At 49.7% G+C, this 20,150-nt stretch carries 11 protein-coding genes, 1 tRNA gene and 7 pseudogenes; 9 read left to right on the top strand and 10 right to left on the bottom strand.

Going from position 1 to position 20,150, the window contains the following annotated elements:
* Positions 1–432 precede the first annotated feature (432 nt).
* A pseudogene (locus tag CS369_RS01165) lies at positions 433–1,502 on the top strand (alkene reductase).
* Between the two features lie 330 nt (positions 1,503–1,832).
* Here CS369_RS01165 and CS369_RS01160 read toward each other — a convergent pair.
* The 3 genes and pseudogenes from CS369_RS01160 to CS369_RS01150 form a co-directional block, all read right to left on the bottom strand.
* On the bottom strand, positions 1,833–2,390 hold the full coding sequence (locus CS369_RS01160; protein WP_196905682.1) for a hypothetical protein: 558 nt from the start codon (positions 2,388–2,390) through the stop codon (positions 1,833–1,835).
* A gap of 445 nt (positions 2,391–2,835) precedes the next feature.
* Positions 2,836–4,271 (bottom strand): annotated as a pseudogene (locus CS369_RS01155) (MFS transporter).
* Positions 4,272–4,446: 175 nt separating this feature from the next.
* On the bottom strand, positions 4,447–5,265 hold the full coding sequence (locus CS369_RS01150; RefSeq protein ID WP_196905681.1) for a hypothetical protein: 819 nt from the start codon (positions 5,263–5,265) through the stop codon (positions 4,447–4,449).
* 593 nt (positions 5,266–5,858) lie between these two features.
* Between CS369_RS01150 and cspG the strand changes: the two genes are divergently transcribed.
* The 3 genes and pseudogenes from cspG to CS369_RS24970 all read left to right on the top strand — a co-directional run.
* Entirely contained in the window at positions 5,859–6,071 is a 213-nt protein-coding gene (gene cspG / locus CS369_RS01145) for a cold shock protein CspG (protein WP_196905680.1), read from the top strand.
* 17 nt (positions 6,072–6,088) lie between these two features.
* A complete protein-coding gene (locus CS369_RS22760) occupies positions 6,089–6,283 on the top strand; it encodes a cold-shock protein (RefSeq protein ID WP_244664693.1) in 195 nt (64 codons plus the stop codon).
* Positions 6,284–7,041: 758 nt separating this feature from the next.
* Positions 7,042–7,209, top strand: a pseudogene (locus tag CS369_RS24970) (ash family protein); the annotation flags it as partial.
* 24 nt (positions 7,210–7,233) lie between these two features.
* On the opposite strand, the pseudogene CS369_RS22750 reads toward CS369_RS24970, so the two are convergent.
* Positions 7,234–7,359, bottom strand: a pseudogene (locus CS369_RS22750) (excalibur calcium-binding domain-containing protein); the annotation flags it as partial.
* 1,098 nt (positions 7,360–8,457) lie between these two features.
* Positions 8,458–8,532: transfer RNA gene (locus tag CS369_RS01135), tRNA-Arg, on the bottom strand.
* Positions 8,533–8,884: 352 nt separating this feature from the next.
* On the opposite strand from CS369_RS01135, the gene mlaA reads away from it, so the two are divergent.
* Positions 8,885–9,670, top strand: coding sequence for a phospholipid-binding lipoprotein MlaA (gene mlaA, locus CS369_RS01130; protein ID WP_196905679.1), 786 nt, complete (start codon positions 8,885–8,887; stop codon positions 9,668–9,670).
* A gap of 324 nt (positions 9,671–9,994) precedes the next feature.
* Positions 9,995–11,581 (top strand): annotated as a pseudogene (gene mqo / locus CS369_RS01125) (malate dehydrogenase (quinone)).
* 77 nt (positions 11,582–11,658) lie between these two features.
* Here the strand turns inward: mqo and fadL are convergent.
* Positions 11,659–12,945 (bottom strand): annotated as a pseudogene (gene fadL, locus CS369_RS01120) (long-chain fatty acid transporter FadL).
* A 394-nt stretch (positions 12,946–13,339) separates the two neighbouring features.
* On the opposite strand from fadL, the gene CS369_RS01115 reads away from it, so the two are divergent.
* From CS369_RS01115 to fadJ, 3 genes and pseudogenes are all read left to right on the top strand, one after another.
* Entirely contained in the window at positions 13,340–13,636 is a 297-nt protein-coding gene (locus tag CS369_RS01115) for a YfcZ/YiiS family protein (protein ID WP_196905678.1), read from the top strand.
* Between the two features lie 229 nt (positions 13,637–13,865).
* Positions 13,866–15,185 (top strand): annotated as a pseudogene (gene fadI / locus CS369_RS01110) (acetyl-CoA C-acyltransferase FadI).
* A complete protein-coding gene (fadJ, locus tag CS369_RS01105) occupies positions 15,182–17,350 on the top strand; it encodes a fatty acid oxidation complex subunit alpha FadJ (RefSeq protein WP_196905677.1) in 2,169 nt (722 codons plus the stop codon). Before fadI ends, fadJ begins: the two are co-directional and overlap by 4 nt.
* 33 nt (positions 17,351–17,383) lie before the next feature.
* On the opposite strand, the gene CS369_RS01100 is transcribed toward fadJ, so the two are convergent.
* From CS369_RS01100 to CS369_RS22735, 4 genes are all read right to left on the bottom strand, one after another.
* Positions 17,384–18,271 (bottom strand): spore coat protein U domain-containing protein, encoded by an 888-nt coding sequence (locus tag CS369_RS01100; protein ID WP_196905676.1) that lies wholly within the window; start codon positions 18,269–18,271, stop codon positions 17,384–17,386.
* Positions 18,272–18,274: 3 nt separating this feature from the next.
* Entirely contained in the window at positions 18,275–18,877 is a 603-nt protein-coding gene (locus CS369_RS22745) for a FimD/PapC C-terminal domain-containing protein (protein WP_244664692.1), read from the bottom strand.
* Positions 18,807–19,376: a hypothetical protein gene (locus CS369_RS22740; RefSeq protein ID WP_244664685.1), complete on the bottom strand. Its 570-nt coding sequence runs from the start codon at positions 19,374–19,376 to the stop codon at positions 18,807–18,809. Before CS369_RS22740 ends, CS369_RS22745 begins: the two co-directional genes overlap by 71 nt.
* Before the next feature lie 66 nt (positions 19,377–19,442).
* A complete protein-coding gene (locus tag CS369_RS22735) occupies positions 19,443–20,009 on the bottom strand; it encodes a fimbria/pilus outer membrane usher protein (RefSeq protein WP_244664684.1) in 567 nt (188 codons plus the stop codon).
* Positions 20,010–20,150 lie beyond the last annotated feature (141 nt).

The following is a 20,150-nucleotide window of genomic DNA, read 5'->3' as shown; positions in this document are numbered from 1 at the left end:
GGCATGCCCGTTATGATGGAATCGGCGCTAAATCTACGCCTGGTGGGGGTTGAATATCAATAGGGGGAAGGAGGAAAATGCAATAAATAGCATTAAAAAGCAGCCTGTTCGAGAGAGTCTTTGAGCGAAAAAAAGGCATGCGATGGCGATTAATGCTACCAATAATCGCGCTGTTGACAGGAAAATGCGAGAAAGGATATCAAGCCAGAAAAAGTATTTGAAATTATGCTTTATCGTTCACTCATCTTACCCCCCGATGTTTCTCATCATTCTTGCGGATAATACCCGCTCCAAAGGGACGTTTTAACCCTATAATGTGATCTATCTCGCACTATTTGTTGCGAAGCAAGTGTGAGTGCCATGATAAAACACCAGACACATTAGGGTTGCCTGAACCAGCCTTGAGGTCGGTTTCTGAGAAAGGAAAATGCTATGCCGAATCTATTCGAGCCCGTCACTATCGGCGAACTGACGCTGCCTAACCGCATTGTGATGGCTCCGTTGACGCGCATGAAAGCCTTTAACTAAAGAACGCCTGGGCCGCTGATGCTGGAGTACTATGTACAGCGCGCCAACGCAGGACTGATTATCAGCGAAGCTACCTCTATCTCACCGCAGGGTGTAGGCTATCCGAATACGCCGGGTATCTGGTCTGATGAACAGATTGCCGGTTGGGTGCGCGTCACCGCCGGTGGAAAGATTGTCCTGCAACTGTGGCACGTCGGGCTCATTTCCGACCCTGTCTACCTTGATGGGAAACTGCCGGTTGCCCCCAGTGCGATTGCGCCTGAAGGCCACGTCGCTACGATTCGCCCCTACAAGAACTATGACGTGCCACGTGCGCTGGAAACCAATGAGATCCCGGCTATTGTTGAGGACTTCCGTCAGGCGGCAGCCAATTCCAAGCGCGCCGGTTTTGATGGTGTGGAAATACACGCGGCCAATGGTTACCTGCTCGATCAGTTTCTGCACGATGGTTCAAACCAGCGAACGGACCGCTACGGTGGCAGCATTGAAAACCGGGCACGTTTTCTGTTAGAGGCTGTGGATGCTGTGCTCACCGTCTGGCCTGCTGGTCGGGTTGGCGTGCACCTGAACCTGGTGTCCAATACGCACTCCATGAAGGATTCCGATCCGGCGGCGCTGTTTACCTATGTGGCCCAACAACTGGATGCACGTCGTTTGGCCTTTATCTTTGGCCGTGAAGATATTGCGGGCAGTACGCTTTATGGCCCGTTGGTGCGTAAACATTTTACCGGTGCCTATATTGCCAATGATGGTTTGACGATAGCATCGGCACAGGCGCTGTTGGATGAGGGGGCGCAGATGCTGTGTAGTTTGGGCGTTGGTATATCGCAAACCCCGATCTGGTGCAACGCTTGTGCCTCGGTGCGCCGCTCAATGCCTTGAACGCACAGACTATCTATACCAGCGATCGAACGGGTTACACCGATTACCACAGTCTGGATGACGCTACCGCCAGTCCCCTAGAAGGTGCGTGATGGCGAGTATCAAATTAACGGTGACAGTTGCAAGGTAATGAAAAAAAACCGGCTCATGCAGTGGCACGGGTCTATGTTGGGGATAGGCTACTGGCAACGGAAGAAATAACGGGAATGACAGAGGACGCTGTCAGCAAGTACCTGCACCATTCACTTCCTGAAGGGCAGCCTGTGCGTGTCGAGTCGGATTGTGCGGGCGTTACCGCAATTAGCGCCGCTGAGGTGCATATATGCCCCTGCTGTCACTCAGAGGAGTAAACCGCATCACGTAATACGGCAGCCCGCGCGGATAAAGCAGATATCAGTGCGGGCACTGAGCCGTCATCGACATTACTCGTCGCTTCCGTTTTCCTTGCCGAGCAGCTCTTGAATACGCTGATAGACTTCAGCTGCTGTGAGCCCGCTGTAGGATTCATTACTCTCAAAATTCAGCACCTGATCAGGATCGACACCATTTAATACACCGATCAAAGCAAGGTCTTGTTGTGAAATGCGTTTTCCCGTCAGGGAATCAAACATCTCTGATTGTCCATTAGGATATTTAATCACGGAGACCAATTTACCGCCGAACAGAGGAATGCCTGTCATGGTCAATGAATATTCATTGCCCGCAGCGGCCTCGTCATCATCTTGTTGCTGTTCGGCCTGCTTTTTCTCAGCAGCATCGCCTCGGGAAGCGCGCGCCTTGTCAGAAGAGAGGGTCACCTTAGTGCTGTTGGCCGGAGAGAACGTATCGGAAGGATCTGAGCTAGTAGATGAAGATCCGGTTTTACTCTCAGTATTGACTGCCGCTACCGCATTGGGTGATTTAATCACATCAACGGCAGAGACGTTCGGTTGAAAAGTTGCGCCATGTAGATTTTGAGTCTGAATATCTGGAATAACCACAATATAACTCCTTTATATATTCATTACTGGCAGTATTTAATGCCAACACGTCACTTTGAAATAAAGCGAAAACGATAAAAATGTCAGTAAGATATTCATTGCAAAACAGTAAGTTAATATATTTTCGTGCAATCTAAACGCGTTGGGTTCTGAAGAACGCGACGTCTGGCCCAGCAATCGCTGGTTGTCGATGCTTTAGCCATTGCCCGCTAATGCATCGAGCTTATCTGTATGTGCACAGAACACAAACCTTTAAAGACACTATAAGCCAAAAAAAAGAGCTTTTTTAATACTTAAAATGAATAATAGATGATTTCCGTTATTCCGTACGATAACTGTGGGGGTGGCGCGTTTTTTGATAGTTGGCCAACGCGAATTGGCCACAACCGTCAATGCGAAAAAAGTCTGCGCGATAGGGGAAAACCAATTCCGACCGGTAGATTGATCATTTGGGTTTGCGGGAAACATTGTTGCCCGCATCCGCACTTAACTTGATGATATTCCAGAGTGCCAGCGCGGTAATCAGCGCAATCAGGGCAAACCCGATGCGAAAACTGACTCCCGGTATGGCGGGCAGCAAAAACGTCTCGCTGAGCCAGGCACCCGAGCGAATACACAGCGCACCTAGCGTGATACCGAGGCCATTAGCCAACTGCAATGAGGTGCTGAAAAGCGTATTGGCCGAGCTCATTTCTTGCGCGGGAATATCGGCGAAGGCCAATGAACTGATCTCAGTGAATTGCATGGAGCGAAACAGACCGCCTAAAAACAGTACCACCAATGTCACCATTTGCGGTGTATCGGGGCTTAACAGTGCGCAGCCTACAACGACAGCACGCAAAGAATACCGTTACCGATCAGCAATTTTTTAAAGCCAAAATAGCGGATAAGCGGCGTTGTTGCAGGTTTCATCGTCAGGTTACCGGCAAAAACCGCCAGCATCAACGCACCAGAGTGAAAGGCATCCATACCAAATCCCACCTGAAACATCAGTGGCAGCAGGAAGGGAACGGAACTGATAGTCGCGCGTAAAACAAATCCTCCGCGCATGGTGATGCGGAATGTGGGAACGCTCAATGCGTCAAGGCGAATCAGCGGGGTAGACGCGGTGCGCAGGTGTTTTATCGCCCAAAACAGGGCGAGCATACCGGCAGCGATGACGGCAAAGGCATATGTTGGGTGACTCTGCTGTTGACTGAGCATTTCCAACCTGGAAACCAGGCACAGCATGGTGATCCCGGTAGAGAGAAAGCCCCGGCTATCAAACGGCAGCTTCCCTTTCGGTTTCTGATTTGGCATTAAACGCAGAGCGATAATGATGGCGATAATTCCTAACGGCACGTTGAGGAAAAAAATCCAGTGCCAGCTGGCATAGGAGGTGATGAACCCTCCCAATGGCGGTCCAATGATCGGTGCCACCAGCGCGGGCCAGGTGAGCGTAGCTATCGCCTTAATCAACTGGTCTTTTGGCGCGGTTCTTAATACCACCAGGTGACCCACTGGCACCATCATGGCACCGCCAATGCCTTGCACCACGCGTAACAGCACAAACTGCGTTGCGGATTCCGCCAGGCCGCATAGCAACGATGAAAAGGTAAATATCGCCAATGCCACACTGAAAACGGTTCTGGCACCAAAATGCTCTGCAACCCAACCGCTGGCAGGGATCAGCGCCGCCAGCGTTAACAGATAAGCCGTAATACCAATATTAAGGTCAACGGCAGAAACGCCAAACGAGCGTGCCATATCGGGCAAGGCGGTGGCGATCACCGTGCCATCAAGGAACGCCATAAAGAAAGCGCTGGCCACCAAAAGGGCGATACCTGAAATGGGGGCTGACGCAGGTTTACTTTGCTGCTGCGCGGAATCCGATACAGCCATAATTATTCCACGGACGTGACAATAAAAAAGATATTATTATTTAATGGTATAACAGCACTGATAAAGGTGTTATACCACTATTAACTTCAGGGGAAAACTACAATTCCATAGCAGAGTTAGGGTTTTTGGTATGCAAACATTGCGCAAATCGTAGTCAGGCAGATGACGCGTAAGTTTATTTAACGCAGTGCTGTGAAAAAAATGCCATAGCAGCTTTTGCTGACGCATCAGTTAAAGAGCCGTTATTTACAATGGTATCCGCGTAATAAAGGGTATAACGGCCACAGTCACTGCCATTAAAGAGGTGCTGATGCCCGTGATGCTGTGCGGTGAGGGTAAATTTTTTGTCCAACCCAAGACTTTCATGGTTGAGAAGTTGCTTTTTAAGGTGCTTATCACCCTTATAAAAACCATCAATTAATCCCGCTTTAGGATCATGCAGTGTTATTGCGCTGATTATTCCCTCATTGATATCCACCTCGCATAACACAAAGTGGCCGCGTAGCCCAAAGTACCCGAGTGGATTACTTTGGGCAATAGGCATTAAGGTTTTTACATTGCCCGTTGGAAATTCTTTTTTTATTTCTTCCAACAGGATGGCGGCAGAGTGGCCACCCGATCGTATTGCTTCATTGCTACGCTCGTCGAGTAGATCGTGGGCTGGTGCAGATATCAGGTAGGTGGTGTCCTTGATCTGTCTGCTGCGATAGACGGTTCGTTCGATGGAGACATAATCAGATTCCCTTTTCAAGGGGGTCCACCCCTCTTCTTTGCTGAACAGCGTATCCAACTGAAGATTAAGCTCTGAACACGTGAGCTTTTCACCGTGGGTGTCTGTCAACACACGGAATATTTCCACGATCCTGGCGCGGAAATCACCGAACTGAAAAGAAAGGAGTGACTTCATGGCCTCCTTCATGATCGTCGCACAAGGGGCTTGTGCTACAGGAAGAGTGATTGGGGTGATAGTATGGTTTGAAATGGGCGGTAGCATGTTTTTATATCTCCCATAGGGAGTAAAAGCTGTACAAAATGTTCTAGAGGGCAAGGTGATGGAGCGCATTAATAAGGTGATAATGGCGCGGCAGGTCGTCGGGGGAAATAGGGAATAAACCCTATTCTAGATCCTTGAACAGGGTATTGGCTATCATTCCATAGGGATAATTCAATGTCAACGTAACAGGTTCTTTTTTTAATTTATTGAGTGGCGTAATTATTTTACCTGTTTTTATATTATTGTCTTAATATTTTATTTGTGATGGAGATTCATGCTGAGTTGTTGAGGCGTATTTGGTTAAACAAACATATTCGATGCAACCTTCGCATTCGCGTTGCACATGCTACCGGCACGGCGCAAAAAAGGATTTCTTGATACCACTTGCAATGCCAACCATTTTGTGCGTTAATAAAGATGTCGGTTTGATAAGCAGACATGATCAACGCAGTTTATTAAAGCAGTTCTCACATCTAAGTGCTATCTAAAAGTTATCCTCAATACCCCTTCTTTTTGAGTTTCATCTTTACGCTATGGTTCCATCCTGTTCTCAAGCCCTGTTCGCCGAAAGGCTCATTAAGAAGGTAATAGATATGTCTAACAAAATGACTGGTTTAGTAAAATGGTTTAACGCAGAGAAGGGTTTTGGCTTCATTTTCCCGACTGACGGTAGCAAAGATGTTTTTGTTCATTTTTCTGCAATTCAGAGCAACACATTCCGCACTCTGGATGAAGGTCAGAAAATTGAATTCTCGATTGAAAATGGCCCCAAAGGCCCAGCAGCAGCGAACGTGGTTGCGCTGTAAGTAAGGATAAGTTCGTTATTTTTACATTATATTTGAAATGTCCGTGTTGTCACGGTTCCCAATACAGAACGTCGCATTTTGACGTTTCACCGTGGAACCCGCATGGTGCGAAATGCATTTTTTGCAAATCCGTCATGCAAGTGGAAAGCAACAGTGCCATGCATATAGGACAGCTAATAAAAACGCCAACATCATTGGCACATTATTCCTGATAATTTCAGAATAAAAACCTCTGTATAAATGAAACCACACCTGGTGCGTCAATGTTAATTGACTGGGGTGTGGTTTTTTGCATCAAGAGGAAATTGTTGTAGTTTTCCTGATCCCCTTCAGTATAGAAATCACGGGAAGTGTAAAAATCAAAAACAATATCGCGTTAAGAGAAAAAATGATGGTAGTGGTTTCAATAACGGTAAAATGTTCGATTATCAATCGGGTTTTGTATAGCACTTGAAGGAAAAACACTCCGGTGATGGATGCGAGCCAAAAGTGTGCATAAGACAAAAAAATACAACAGAACAAAAAAGTATAGTGATAATCTTTTTCCTTTTGTATGGATTTCAGATCAAAGTTCTTGTAATACTCATTCACTATCGCAACGATCTCTTTTTGTTTTGTGCCAAATAAAATAAAAATAAAAAAAGGCACATAAGAGTAGTAAAAATATTTTGTATTTTATTCAATGTGGGCAGGTCGTTGAAGACAGTATACAAACTGTATGAAAAATTGCATGTTGCCGCAAGAGACAGTAAAAGAAACCATTTCCTTTTCATAAATCCTCAATTTTGAACGTGATTTCACCTGTAAACGATACGACAGTATACATAATCACCCAATGAGCCGCAGAATTTCGGATAAAAAACATGCTGGTACAATAGCGAATAGCTCACTTGTATAGTCTGCCGGTTGCTGTAAAATCGGTAACCGGGATTAGCAGTCTGTGTGTACTATCGGCGATACTAGTCGCGCCATGCGTCTTTATTGTATCGTAGCCTCGACACATCCATACTTCACGAATCTTATTCGTAACACAATGGTGGCTCAGGCGTGGCAGCCTTCCGGCTGGCCGGTTTCCGATAATGCAGGTACTGCTAACCCTGTCTGGGCTGCCACCAATTTAGAGATTAGTAGCTCTGGTAGTGGCCTTTTTCTGCATAGGTGTCTAATCTCGTCTTACTCCTTCAGGATAGCGATATTTTTCGCAAGGTTCTCCGTCCTTATCACCGTCCATTTTTGTATTGGGGCAGTTTTGAAGAAAAAAGTAAGCCTCTTTTTGGGATCTCATTTGTGAGCAGTGTTGCTGACCATCGCAAGTGAATTCTTCGGTCGTACGTCTACTGTTATTGTTTTTTTATTGCTGTTCCAATCTTCAATATTGTTTCTTTGCTTATTGTAACCAGAGTATTCGGCCTGAGCTGTCAATGAAAAAGTAGTGAGTAGCAATAAAACTAATGACCTTCGTAAAATTGTTTACCCCTTTTATAAAAATATTTTTAATGTTATTTACGCAACAATAACTAGGAAAATGCATTCCTCATAAGAAACATAAGCACGAAATTTGCGGAGGATGTGTTAAAAACGATCAAATGATAGTGAATGTCATTACTAAAAACAATAAGGATAGCTAAAAACTGCACCATCTAGGAAGGAGGGCTAAGTCAAAATCCTGCTGTGTGAAGCAGATTTACCCTCAGGATATCAGTAGACTGGCAAAGCACTCTGGTTTCAGAACGGTCAGAGTTTCAGCCACGGCTGGTCGGTATTGGGAAGACAGAGACAAAAAATGAGTACGTTAGGAACAAGTGCAAATTACAAAAAGGGCTAGACTCATTTATATTCGTTAATGGTGATAATCATGATCAGGATAATTATTGCATTTTGTTTTATTGCTCTTACTACAAGTGCCTTTGCAAAAGGAGGCGGATATCATTCAGCCTATAAGGGAACCTATAAAGCGCCGAAGAGCTATAGTACTGGCAGTAGTTCAAGCCATGAAAGAGTCAATGTGTACGTTAAAAACAATGGAAAATATGTCTCTCCGTATAAGAGGACAACAAAAGATTCCACACAATATAATAATTTCAGTACTAAAGGAAATTACAACCCATACACGCATAAATATGGAACTAAAAAAGCGACCCACTAAAAATGGCTTGCTGAGAAGATGCTATCTAAAGAGTGTCTCTTATGTGGTGCCAACGAGTATCACATAAGAAAAAAAACGCATACCAAGCCTGCCGTTTTTCTCGGTTGTCCTATTGGATACCTCGAGGATCATCCTGTTACATCAGGAGCATCTTGATTATATAGCACTGTGTCAGGGCAACTGTATCGTCTTGGTTATACCAACAAAGTTGGGGGGGACTGGTCTTGCAGAAAGTGTGACTGGTGTCCCCAGCAGGAATCGAACCTGCAATTAGCCCTTAGGAGGGGCTCGTTATATCCATTTAACTATGGAGACTTCAGCGAGGACATTATACGCATTTTGGCCGTAAGCATAAGCACATGAATGTGCGATTGATTAATATCCCGTCAATCGGTGGCAAAAAAGTGTGAAGAATGTCCGTATGCAAGGCATTGGATCTGAGTCTCTGCACCATAAAAACCCGTTTTTTGGCTTACTAATTCAGTAACACACGCATTAATAAGCACTATTACGTTAGCTTTCCTCGATGAAGCGCAATAAATGTTACACTACCCATGCCTATTTCTTGTCCGAATGCGTTCTTCGCCATCAACGCGTTGAGACGGATCGGGGGTATGCTATAGGGTTGTAATGTGGGTGAAACGCAATTTTATCAGGGAGAATCACTATGAATAACCGTTTGAGTGGGGTGGTGCTGGCCAGTGTCATGCTGGTTGGGTGCGCCAGCTCTTCGGATAAAACAGCCCAAGGGCGTTCCGACCCACTTGAGGGATTCAACCGCACCATGTTCAACTTTAACTACAATGTGCTGGACCCGTATGTCGTCCGGCCGGTAGCCGTTGCCTGGCGTGACTATGTGCCGAAACCCGCGCGTAATGGGTTGAGTAACTTCCTCAGTAACCTGGAAGAACCCGCCGCGATGGCAAACTATTTTGTGTCGGGCGATCCCTATAAGGCCATGATCCACTTTAACCGCTTCTTCCTGAACACCCTTTTGGGAATGGGAGGATTATTCGATCTTGCCTCGGTGGCGAATCCGAAGCTGGCAAAAGAAGAACCTCGCCGATTTGGTACGACCTTGGGAAGCTACGGCGTGGGTTATGGTCCTTATGTGGTATTGCCGGGTTATGGCAGCGCGACGCTGCGTGAAGACGGCGGCGGCATGGTTGATACGCTCTATCCGGTCCTGAGTTACCTGACGTTCTGGGCTTCCGCTGGTAAATGGGTCGTGGAAGGGGTAGAGACGCGAGCACAACTGCTGGATTCGGATGGTCTGCTGAGAAACTCGTCCGATCCTTATCTGATGGTGCGCGAGGCCTATTTCCAACGGCATGATTTCCTGGCGCGCGGTGGCCGTCTGGCTCCACAAGAGAACCCTAACGCCGCTGCCATCGAAGATTCTCTGCAAGAGATCGATGCACCTGATCCGGTTCCCGCTGCACCTGCCAAATAGCCCTTTCTCTGGCATCATACTCAAAAAGGCTCCCGGTGGAGCCTTTTGCTTTATGCGCATTCACTCGAAATAAAACGCTTCAATAATCCTAATTAGCAGGTGTTATTACCGCTTGTTAATCAATGAAAATTGTATTGTTATTTTTTATTTAATTACAAAAGTTTATTTTCACCGCCTTTGTAACAATAATGTTGTGCGTATATGCACTGTAATACGCATTTTACACGAAGCCTGGCTGCCGTGTGGGAATGACGCACGTTCGCGATGGTTGGAGTAGCGATTCATCTGCAACAACAAAATTAGAATAAACAGAGGCATAGAAGTATGAAAAAACTACGAGCTTTGGCCTTGTGCCTGAATCTGGCGGGAACCGCCGGGTTGCCCGCATAGGCGGAAAGTACAGCGGATACTGCAAAAACCACCGATGTGGTGCTGATCGGTGGTGGTGTCATGAGTGCCACCCTTGGGACTTATATTCAGGAACTGCAACCCGACTGGTCAATCACGATAGTTGAACGTCTGGATAAGGTTGCCGAAGAAAGCTCCAACGGCTGGAATAACGCGGGCACCGGCCACTCGGCCTTTATGGAACTGAACTATACGCCAGAAAAAGCCGACGGTTCCTTTGATATCAGTAAAGCGGTTGAGATCAGCGAAGCGTTTGAGATTTCGCGCCAATTCTGGTCTTACCAGGTCAAGAATGGCGTGCTGCACGATCCGAATCTGTTTATCAACAGCGTGCTGCACATCAACTTTGTCTGGGGTGATGAGAATACCGCCTTCCTGAACCAGCGTTACAAGGCGTTGCAGCATAGTACGTTGTTCCATGGCATGGAGTTCAGTGACGATCACGCCACGATCCAATCCTGGGCACCGTTGGTGATGGAAGGGCGCGATCCGGCGCAGAAAGTGGCCGCCACTTGCATGCCGATTGGCACCGATGTCAATTACGGTGAAATCACGCGTCAGCTGGTTTCCGGATTACAGACCAAAACCAACTTCTCACTGCGTTTGAATGCAGAAGTTCGCGAGATAAAGCGTAATGCGGACCACACCTGGAGCATTATCTATGCGGATTTGAAGGACGGTGAGAAAGAGCATGCTATCAATGCCAAGTTTGTCTTTATTGGCGCGGGCGGGGCGGCACTGCCGTTATTGCAAAAATCCGGTATCCCCGAAGCGGAACTCTATGGCGGCTTCCCGGTGGGCGGGGAGTTTCTGGTCACCGACAATCCTGACATCGTAAAACGACATATGGCAAAAGTGTATGGCAAAGCCTCCGTGGGCGCACCGCCGATGTCCGTGCCGCATCTGGATACGCGAATCTTTAACGGTAAACCTGCGCTGCTGTTTGGCCCTTTTGCCACATTCTCCAGTAAGTTATTGAAAAATGGCTCATTTTGGGATCTACCGGGTTCAGTCACGCTGTCAAACCTGATGCCAATGACGCATGTCGGGCTGGATAATTTCGATCTGGTTAAATATCTGATCGGACAGGTGATGATGGATGATGACGCTCGTTTCGCTGCGCTGAAAGAGTATTTCCCCGAGGCCAAAAAGGAAGACTGGCGCTTGGCGGTTGCCGGACAGCGGGTTCAGGTTATCAAGAAGGATGCGGATAAAGGCGGTGTACTGAAGTTGGGCACCGAGATCGTCAGCTCGCAGGATGGCACTATCGCTGCGCTACTGGGCGCTTCTCCTGGGGCGTCAACCGCAGCACCGACCATGCTGAGTCTGCTGGAAAAAGTGTTTAAGCAACAGGTAGCAACGCCAGAATGGCAGAGCAAACTGAAGGCTATCGTGCCTTCTTACGGCAAAAAACTGGATGGCGATATCGATCTTACCAACCAGATCCGCCGTTACACCAGCGACACGCTGCACCTGAATTACATTGAAGTGAAGCCGGAGTAATACAGCGCAAGCTGTAGTGCTTTAAGCAAAAGAGAAAGGCCGCATTAGCGACCTTTCGTGTAGATCACTATTGGTGATTAGAAAGTGTAATTCAGGTTAACGACGTAAAGCCAGGCGCGGCCTTTGGAGCTAAAGTCATAAGCGACAGAATTGAAGGCCCCTGGAGCATGTTCGGAAATATCGACACTCTTACCATGCATATAGGAAACACCCACATCCACGGACATATCTTTGTTAAATGCATACGTGGTACCAGTGCTTAACCAGAAACGATCTTGGTCTGGAATAGGAATGGTGCGTTTGCCTGCTGGGACTGGGCTATCGTCAAATGCAACACCGGCGCAGAAAGTCCAATTATCATCGTGATAGTATGTAGTGCCGAGTGCGATACGATAAGCATCACGGAACCCTTCCTCTTTTTCAAACAAGGTATTGCCATTGCTACCCGCTGCTTTCAGTTCAGTGAACTGACTCCAACTTGTATAGGCCATACTATAATGTACTGCCCATTGTGGGGCTACACGGTGGTAAGCAGAAATTTCCCACATTTCGGGGAGGTTCAGCGTCAATTTACCCGGCACTGTTGCCCCATTAAGTCCACCCAACCCTGCTGGCAGTTGGTTGCTGTAATCACCACTGAAGTCAATATCAACCTTTGAGCGGTAGGTTAGACCGAAGCGGTTATTTTTATCAATTTCATACAGAATACCGGCATTCCAACCGTAGCCCCATTCTTTACCTTCTAGACGGGATATTTCAGTAGAACGCGGAAGACCGCCATTAATTGGGGGAAGCCCATTCAGGTCCCCTAGATGACGCACAATAGTTGCATCTGCATAAACAGCATTTACACTCAGGCCAAAGCTAAAGTGCTGATTCAATCTGTAAGCTGCACTCAGGTTCAAGTTAGAAGTAACCAGATCGGTTTTGCCACCAATCGAACCTGCTGCATAGTTATCATTAAATTCTGTTACTAATCCGTAGTTGGTAGTAGCTGAAGCACCGATCGCCCACTACTCATTTAACGGCATGATAAGGTGCATGTTTGGCACCCAAGCGTGCGGGGCGATATTTTTCGCACTGGCATCATTACCTGTAACTCGATTTGAGCCGAAAATATCAATATCTGGGTTAATATACGTCACGCCACCAGAAACCGTGGTGCGATCGAACATTGTCATGGTGGCGGGGTTGCGGCTGCCGGATGTCGCATTATCGGCCACGGCACCTTCGCCAGAAAATGCACGCCCTAACCCGGATGAAGAGTATTCATTGAGTTGGAAGCCTGCGGCGGAAACTTGTGCTGAAACCAGTGCCACTGCTATCGCTACTGCGGAGTGTTTAAACAGGTTTTTCTGGCTCATGACCAAAACCTCATCGTGTACTTGTTATTTGACTTTGTTACATACCGTAACAAGGGACGCGCATTGTAGGGGGCGCAGGTGGGCTGACAAATCAGACCAGTTGGCGAAAGTATAAGTGGGGAGCATGGATATGTTGCAAGTTTGTGTTAGAAATATTTCCGGATTGATGTAAAAACCAGATCCAGTTAACACATTCGTTAAGAAAAGTGCGGTCTACGGTGAGTTAATTATACCTAATAATAACAAAACGATGTGAGCTTGATCACTAAATGCCCTTACATGCAGTAAGTTCTAGTGCTTGATGGGCCTGCTGAGTAAAATAGCGGGAAAAATGATATTTTTGAACCGGATCAAATCTGCCCGGGCAGATCGTTACCCGTAGAGGAAAAGCATCATGACAAACGCAATAAATAAATGTTCTGCTGAAAAAACTGCCGCTTGCTGCTGCGTCGATGTCGGTACTGTAATGGACAACACCGACTGCACGGCATCTTACAGCAAAGTATTTGCTGACCGTGCCGCTCCGCAGGCCACGCTGACGGTGCTAACGGAAAAAGCCCGTGCAGTAGAATCTGAGCCGTGCCAGATCGACAGTCGTTTTGCTGACGTGAACGGTGGCGTACAACTGGATATTGATTTCACGTTCAGCTGCCAGGCTGAAACGCTGATTTTCCAACTGGGATTACGTTAAGCATCCAGTGATAACGTGCGGTGCAGCGCGCCGCACGTTGTGCATGTCCCCTTTTCTTGTCCCCATTCTTCGTCTTGCCATCCCCTTTCAGATTTCACCTCCGGTTACAGACAGCGCGCACTAGCATTTTGTAGTAAAAGGGTTTGCTTAATGTAATGCTCTGGTTAACACTCTATTCAGGTCTGACCTGTTAGAACATATACTTAATTCTCTGTTTACAGGAGTGTTTATGAGCGAGGTGTTACCCCTGATAACCCGGAGCGGCAAACGGGTCGCGATCGTCAGTGGATTGCGCACGCCTTTCGCTCGTCAAGCGACCGCGTATCGCGGTATTCCCGCCATGGATTTAGGCAAAATGGTGGTGAGCGAACTGCTGATACGGTATGGCATCGATCCCAAGTAGGTAGATGTGTTGGTGTTTGGTCAGGTAGTACAAATGCCGGCTGCGCCCAATATTGCGCGCGAAATTGTGCTGGGCACCGGAATGTGTGTGCATACCGATGCCTACACCGTTTCCCGGGTCTGTGCGACCAGCTTTCAGTCCGTGGTCAATGTGGCCGAAAGCATTATGACGGGCACTGCGCACGTGGGAATTGCGGGCGGAGCCGACATGTTCTCACTGCCGCCGATCGGTGTAACCAAAAATCTGGCGATGACGCTGCTGGATCTAAGTAAAGCTCGCACGTTGGGACAACGGCTCAAATTGCTGTCGCGCTTGCGTCCGCGCGATCTGTTGCCAGTCTCGCCCCCGGTGGCCGAGTACTCCACCGGGCTGCGTATGGGAGATACTCCTGAACAGATGGCAAAAACCTACGGTATTTCCCGTGCCGACCAGGATGCTTTTGCTCATCGCTCGCACCGACTGGCGGCGAAAACCTGGCAACAAGGCGTGCTGCACCAAGAAGTGATGACCGCTTATGTGCCTCCGTACCGCCAAACGCTCAAAGAGGATAACAACGTTCGTCATCACTCGACGCTGGAGCATTACGCCCGTTTATCGCCCGCGTTTGATCGTCTGCATGGTTCTGTCACCGCGGCCAATAGCTCTCCGCTCACCGACGGCGCCGCTGCTGTACTCTTAATGAGTGAAGGAAAGGCGCGCAGCTTCGGGTTAACCCCGCTGGGCTATCTGAAAAGTTATGCGTTTACTGCCATTGGTGTTCAGCAAGATATGCTGTTGGGACCAGCGTATGCCACGCCGCTGGCGTTGGATCGCGCGGGTCTTAGCCTCAGCGATCTTACGCTGATTGATATGCACGAAGCGTTTGCGGCGCAGACGCTGGCAAACGTCAAGCTGTTCGCCAGCGCTGATTTTGCAAGGGATAAACTGGGGCGCACCTCGGCATTGGGAGACGTGGACGTGGACATGGACAAATTCAACGTGCTGGGCGGTTCGATTGCTTACGGTCATCCGTTTGCGGCCACGGGTGCCAGAATGATTACGCAGACCCTGCATGAGTTGCAGCGGCGCGGCGGCGGGTTTGGGCTGGTTACCGCCTGCGCAGCGGGGGGACTGGGAGCGGCAATGGTTCTGGAGGTCACACCATGAAACAAGTGCACTCTGTTGAGCACGCACCGAGCGAGGTCGAGGCAACCTCCTCGGCATTCTCGCTCTCTATACGGCCCGATAATATTGCCGTGATCGCCATGGACGTGCCGGGCGATAAGATGAACACCTTGAAAAGCACTTTTGCTGAACAAGTGCAAACGGTGCTTCGTCAGGCGCAACAAAATGCGGCACTGCGTGGCGTCATTTTGATATCGGGTAAGCCTGATTCGTTTATTGTGGGCGCGGATATCTCCATGCTTGATGCCTGCACGCGGGCAGAAGAGGCGGAAGCACTGGCGCGGCAAGGGCAGGAGACATTTGCCGCTTTTGGTGACTTGCCTTTTCCTCTGGTTGCGGCGATCCACGGCCCTTGCCTCGGTGGCGGGTTTGAGCTGGCGTTGGCCTGCGATTATCGTGTCTGCTCGCTGGATGAAAAAACGGTACTCGGATTACCGGAAGTGCAGTTGGGCTTATTGCCGGGATCGGGCGGAACGCAGCGTTTACCCAGACTGATTGGCGTCGATCGCGCGCTGGATTTGATCTTGACGGGCCGCTCGGTAAAAGCGCGGCAGGCGCTCAAGTTGGGGATGATCGATGATGCCGTTCCCAACAGTATTTTGCTGGAAACGGCGGCTGCGTTGCTGAAAAAAGGGAAGCGGCAACAGTCGGTACTGCCCTGGCGCACGCCTCTGGTAAACAGTTGGTCGGTACGCCACGTGTTGTTTAAAGTGGTGAAGCAGAAGACGCGCGTCAAAACTCAGGGCAACTACCCTGCGGCCGATCGTATCATTCAGGTGGTACGGCGGGGTATGGATAAAGGACTGGCCGAAGGGTACAAACAGGAAGCGCGCGCGTTTGGCAAACTGGTGATGACGCCAGCTTCAGCGGCGTTGCGTAGCCTGTTTTTTGCCACCAATGCGTTGAAAAAGCAGGCGGGAGCGTCTGCTGAACCGCGTGAAATACACCGTGTCGGTGTGCTCGGTGGTGGATTGATGGGCGGCGGTATCGCCTGTGTCACTGCCCAGCGCGCGCAGCTTCCGGTGCGTATCAAGGATATCAACGAAGAAGGTATCAACCACGCGCTGCGTTACAGTTGGGAATTGCTGAGTAAGCGCGTACAGCGCAAACGTATGAAACTAGCGGAACGCCAGCGCCTGATGACGTTGGTCTCGGGCAGCACCGATTATCACGGTTTTGAATATGCCGATATCGTTGTCGAGGCGGTGTTTGAGGATCTGGCGCTCAAGCAGAGCATGGTGGCAGATATTGAACAGTACGCACGCCCGGAAACTCTGTTCGCATCCAACACCTCTTCCTTGTTTATACATCAGATCGCCGAACGGGCGCAGCGCCCTGAGCAGGTCATCGGTCTGCACTATTTCAGCCCGGTAGACAAAATGCCGTTGGTGGAAGTGATTCCCCATTCAGGGACCAGCCCTGAAACCATCGCCACCACGGTAGCCTTTGCCCGCCAGCAGGGGAAAACCGCCATTGTGGTGGCCGATAAAGCCGGATTTTATGTTAACCGTATTCTGGCTCCCTATATCAATGAGGCCGCTTATTGCCTGTTGGAAGGCGAGCCGGTGGAAACCGTGGATGCCGCGCTGGTGCGCTTTGGTTTCCCTGTTGGCCCGTTAACCCTGCTCGATGAAGTGGGCATTGATGTGGCGACCAAGATAGTGCCAATACTGGTGGCGGCTTGGGGCGAGCGGTTTCAGGCACCAGCCACTTTCGAGGCCATTTTGCAGGATGGACGCAAAGGGCGTAAGAACGGCAAGGGCTTTTACCGTTATGGCGTCCAGCGCCGTTTCTGGCGCGCACCGCGCGAGGTGGACAGCGCTATCTACCCCTTGCTGGGCGTAACGCCAAAAGCCCATCTTGATCCTGCGTTGATGGCGCAACGCTGTGTTATGATGATGCTAAATGAGGCGGCACGCTGTCTGGATGAAGGGGTGATCCAATGCGCACGTGACGGTGATATCGGTGCTGTATTTGGCATTGGCTTTCCACCGTTCCTGGGAGGGCCGTTCCACTATATGGATCATTTGGGTATTGATGCAGTGGTCAAAACGTTGGAAACGTTCGAGCATCAGTATGGCCCCCGTTTTGCCCCGTGTCAGCGCCTGTTGACCATGCGGGAAAAAGCGGCGCGTTTTCATCCTTAATCTTTCCTCCTTCCGGCATCAGCTGGAAGGGCGTCAATTGATGGTCACCGCCACGCTCACCGTATCTTTGTAGCTTCCGGCCGGTTTGTTGGCCTGGCTTGCGTTGATGCGTGCAGTAAAAGGGATGGTTTGCGTCGCCCCAGTGCCGGTGCCCGCGTAGCTGTTGCTCTCGGTCATCCGACGCCAATTGGCATCGTCAGGGTGCGTGATGGTTAACGTTACGCTGTAAGCGCCATCTTTAGTGCAACGCACGCCCACACTGCTGTTGATAGCCGTGAAGGCGGAGGGAAAGGCTGCGCTGCCAAACTCGATATTGTTGGTATTGCTAATCTGGCAATCGTTGGTGACAGTAAGCGTTAGCGTGATGTTGGAAGTCGGTGTGCCGAAATAGTACAGGCAAAGATCGAATGCACCAATATCGCAAACGCGATAGTCCCAGTTAATGGCGATGACATCGGTATAAGTGCCGGCAGAAAGCACGGCACCGGTGCTTGTTTTTATCCACAGCGGCAAGGTGTTGTTTGGGCCGGTAAACAGCCCTAATAGCCCCAAGAGCATCTGACTACTCCAGGTGTATGAGCCATTAACGGCGAGTATGTTGCTACAGCTTTGATCGACGCAAAGCGTATAGGGCAGAACATCACTTTTCGTGGTGTGTTTTAACTGACGCAGGCCAGCGGAGGCGTTATTTCCGGCGCCGAACGTCGCAATGACGCGGTTGTTGCCTGCCAGTGACAGCATGGGCGCGTCGCAGTTAAAACCAGTACTGGCTTGAGAGGTCTGCGATGCTCCGTTAAGTGTGATCGAGCTGACGCTGCCAAGCAAAGATGAAGTGCTGGGCACACGACACTGCGCCCATGTCACTGGCGCATAACTGAAACCGAGCAGGACAAGTGAGAAGAACTTGAAAAGTATACGCATTTTTTATCCTTGGTTATCGGATTGGCATGTCAGTGGGCCAATCCGTGCCGGCATGAATTGCTGCTCTGGCAGTGAAAATTGCACGTGACAACGACGTCCATCTTCCTGAGTAAACGACAGGCGGTTGTGAATACCTAAATGGGCGAAGTAGACCAAACCGTCATAGCCACTGATGGTGGTGTTGCCGCTGGTTTCATCGGTAATCCAGGTACCAACGCGCAGCGCTTCACCGCTGCTGTTTCGTAGCGCTATATTGGCTGAACGCACCTTTTTAATGGCAAACGAGGCCAACGTGCCGCTGCCTTCCTTCACGGCTAACCGGGTTTCAACGCCCGAGATGTCTACGTCAGGTGGTAAAGCGAGCGGATCGATTTCCACCTTCGCCGGGTAGTGGGAGGTTACCCACGGGATCAGCAGCCGTCCTTGCTGGTTTGTATAGCCAACTAACTGATTTTCGTAGCGCACTGGCACGTCGGCATAGCCTTGCGTATCGACCACAATAAAGGCGTCATTGATGCGGTTGCTGGGGAATAGGCTACCGTCCAGATAGATTACCGAGCCGCTCATTTCTCCCCAGTGCGTTTGGCTCCCCTCGTTGCCATAGATGCCCCCCCTGTATCTGGTTATACTGGCCGAGCCAACTGAGTGTCCCTTGATGATAAGGATCGTTGCCTGCACTGTAGGCCAGGTTCCAGCCAAAACCTCCATCGAGGGGAAGGGTGCGCGTCACTCCTAGCGTCGTGAGGTTCTCTCCCTGGTTGTTACGTTGCATGCTGGTATTGAACGTATCTCTGTTGCCAAAGGGGATAATCACCTGAATCTGTGCACTGTAACCGCGATCGCCCAGCGTTTTATTGGCCGCCATATAGAGCGTACTGTTGCCCCAGAGCTGCCGCGTATAGGAAAAATTCACTAACTCAGTGCGCGGATCGTTAAATGGGGTAATGGCGAAATAGCCAATCCCGATGGTACCGTTTGCCGGGCCAAATAACATGCTGCTCAGGGTGGCTTGCAGGCTCTCTTTGCTCATGTTCCCCGGTGTAGCGTAAGTGCTGAGATCTTGATAGCGCAACGTGCGGCGCTGATGCTGAACGTTAAACCCCACGGTATTGCCATAGTAGGAGTAGCCGAAGACATATTGTTGTCCGCGTCCGTCCCGTTCACTGTGACTTTAGGCAGTGCTGAGCGTAGCCCAACGCGCCACGGCCATGTCTGCACCTGCGCCGAGCAGGGATAGGTCACGCACCGTTTCACCATGGCCGGCGAGCGTCAGGTTCTGTGTGGCGCCATAGCGATACAAGCCGCTGAATGCGGGATCTGATGCATAGCGATCCTGCTCTAGCCCGTAGGTTTGGCGCAGCACGCCAACGGAGAGGTCGAAATTGCTAAGCCCCTGACGCAGTAGGGTGTTGGATACATAAAACGGCACGCTGGTAGCAATCTGTCGCCCTTGTGCATCGGTGGTAATGATTGTCGCCTCACCCGCACTGTTGAGATAGGGCGTATTGGTCAGGGTGAACGGGCCGGAGTTGAGCGCCATACTGCTGGTTTTAAAGCCGTTGATAAACAGATCCAGCGTGCTGGGTACCGCAGTAGAGCCTGCATATTGCAACATGGGATAGGTGACGATATCCGGTCGCAGATTGAAATTACGTCCTATGCGCAGACCCGCCATACGTGCTGATTGGCTCCAGGTCAGCGAGTTGCTGATGAGATCGCCAAACTGGTAGCTGACCATCCGATCACTGTCGCTGTAGCGCCAATAGGTATCGTAGCGACGATAGCGGCTGCCATCGTCGGTGTAGGGGCTAATGAGATGGTCACCCCCACCCTGTAGCGGTACGCTGGCAGGGTGTTTTTCTTTCAGGAGAGGCCATCA

Origin of the sequence: Candidatus Symbiopectobacterium sp. 'North America', assembly GCF_015762685.1 — a bacterium.
Lineage (GTDB): Bacteria > Pseudomonadota > Gammaproteobacteria > Enterobacterales > Enterobacteriaceae > Symbiopectobacterium.
The sequence above is the reverse complement of the archived record's forward strand: the minus strand, read 5'-3'. Positions and strand labels throughout refer to the sequence as shown.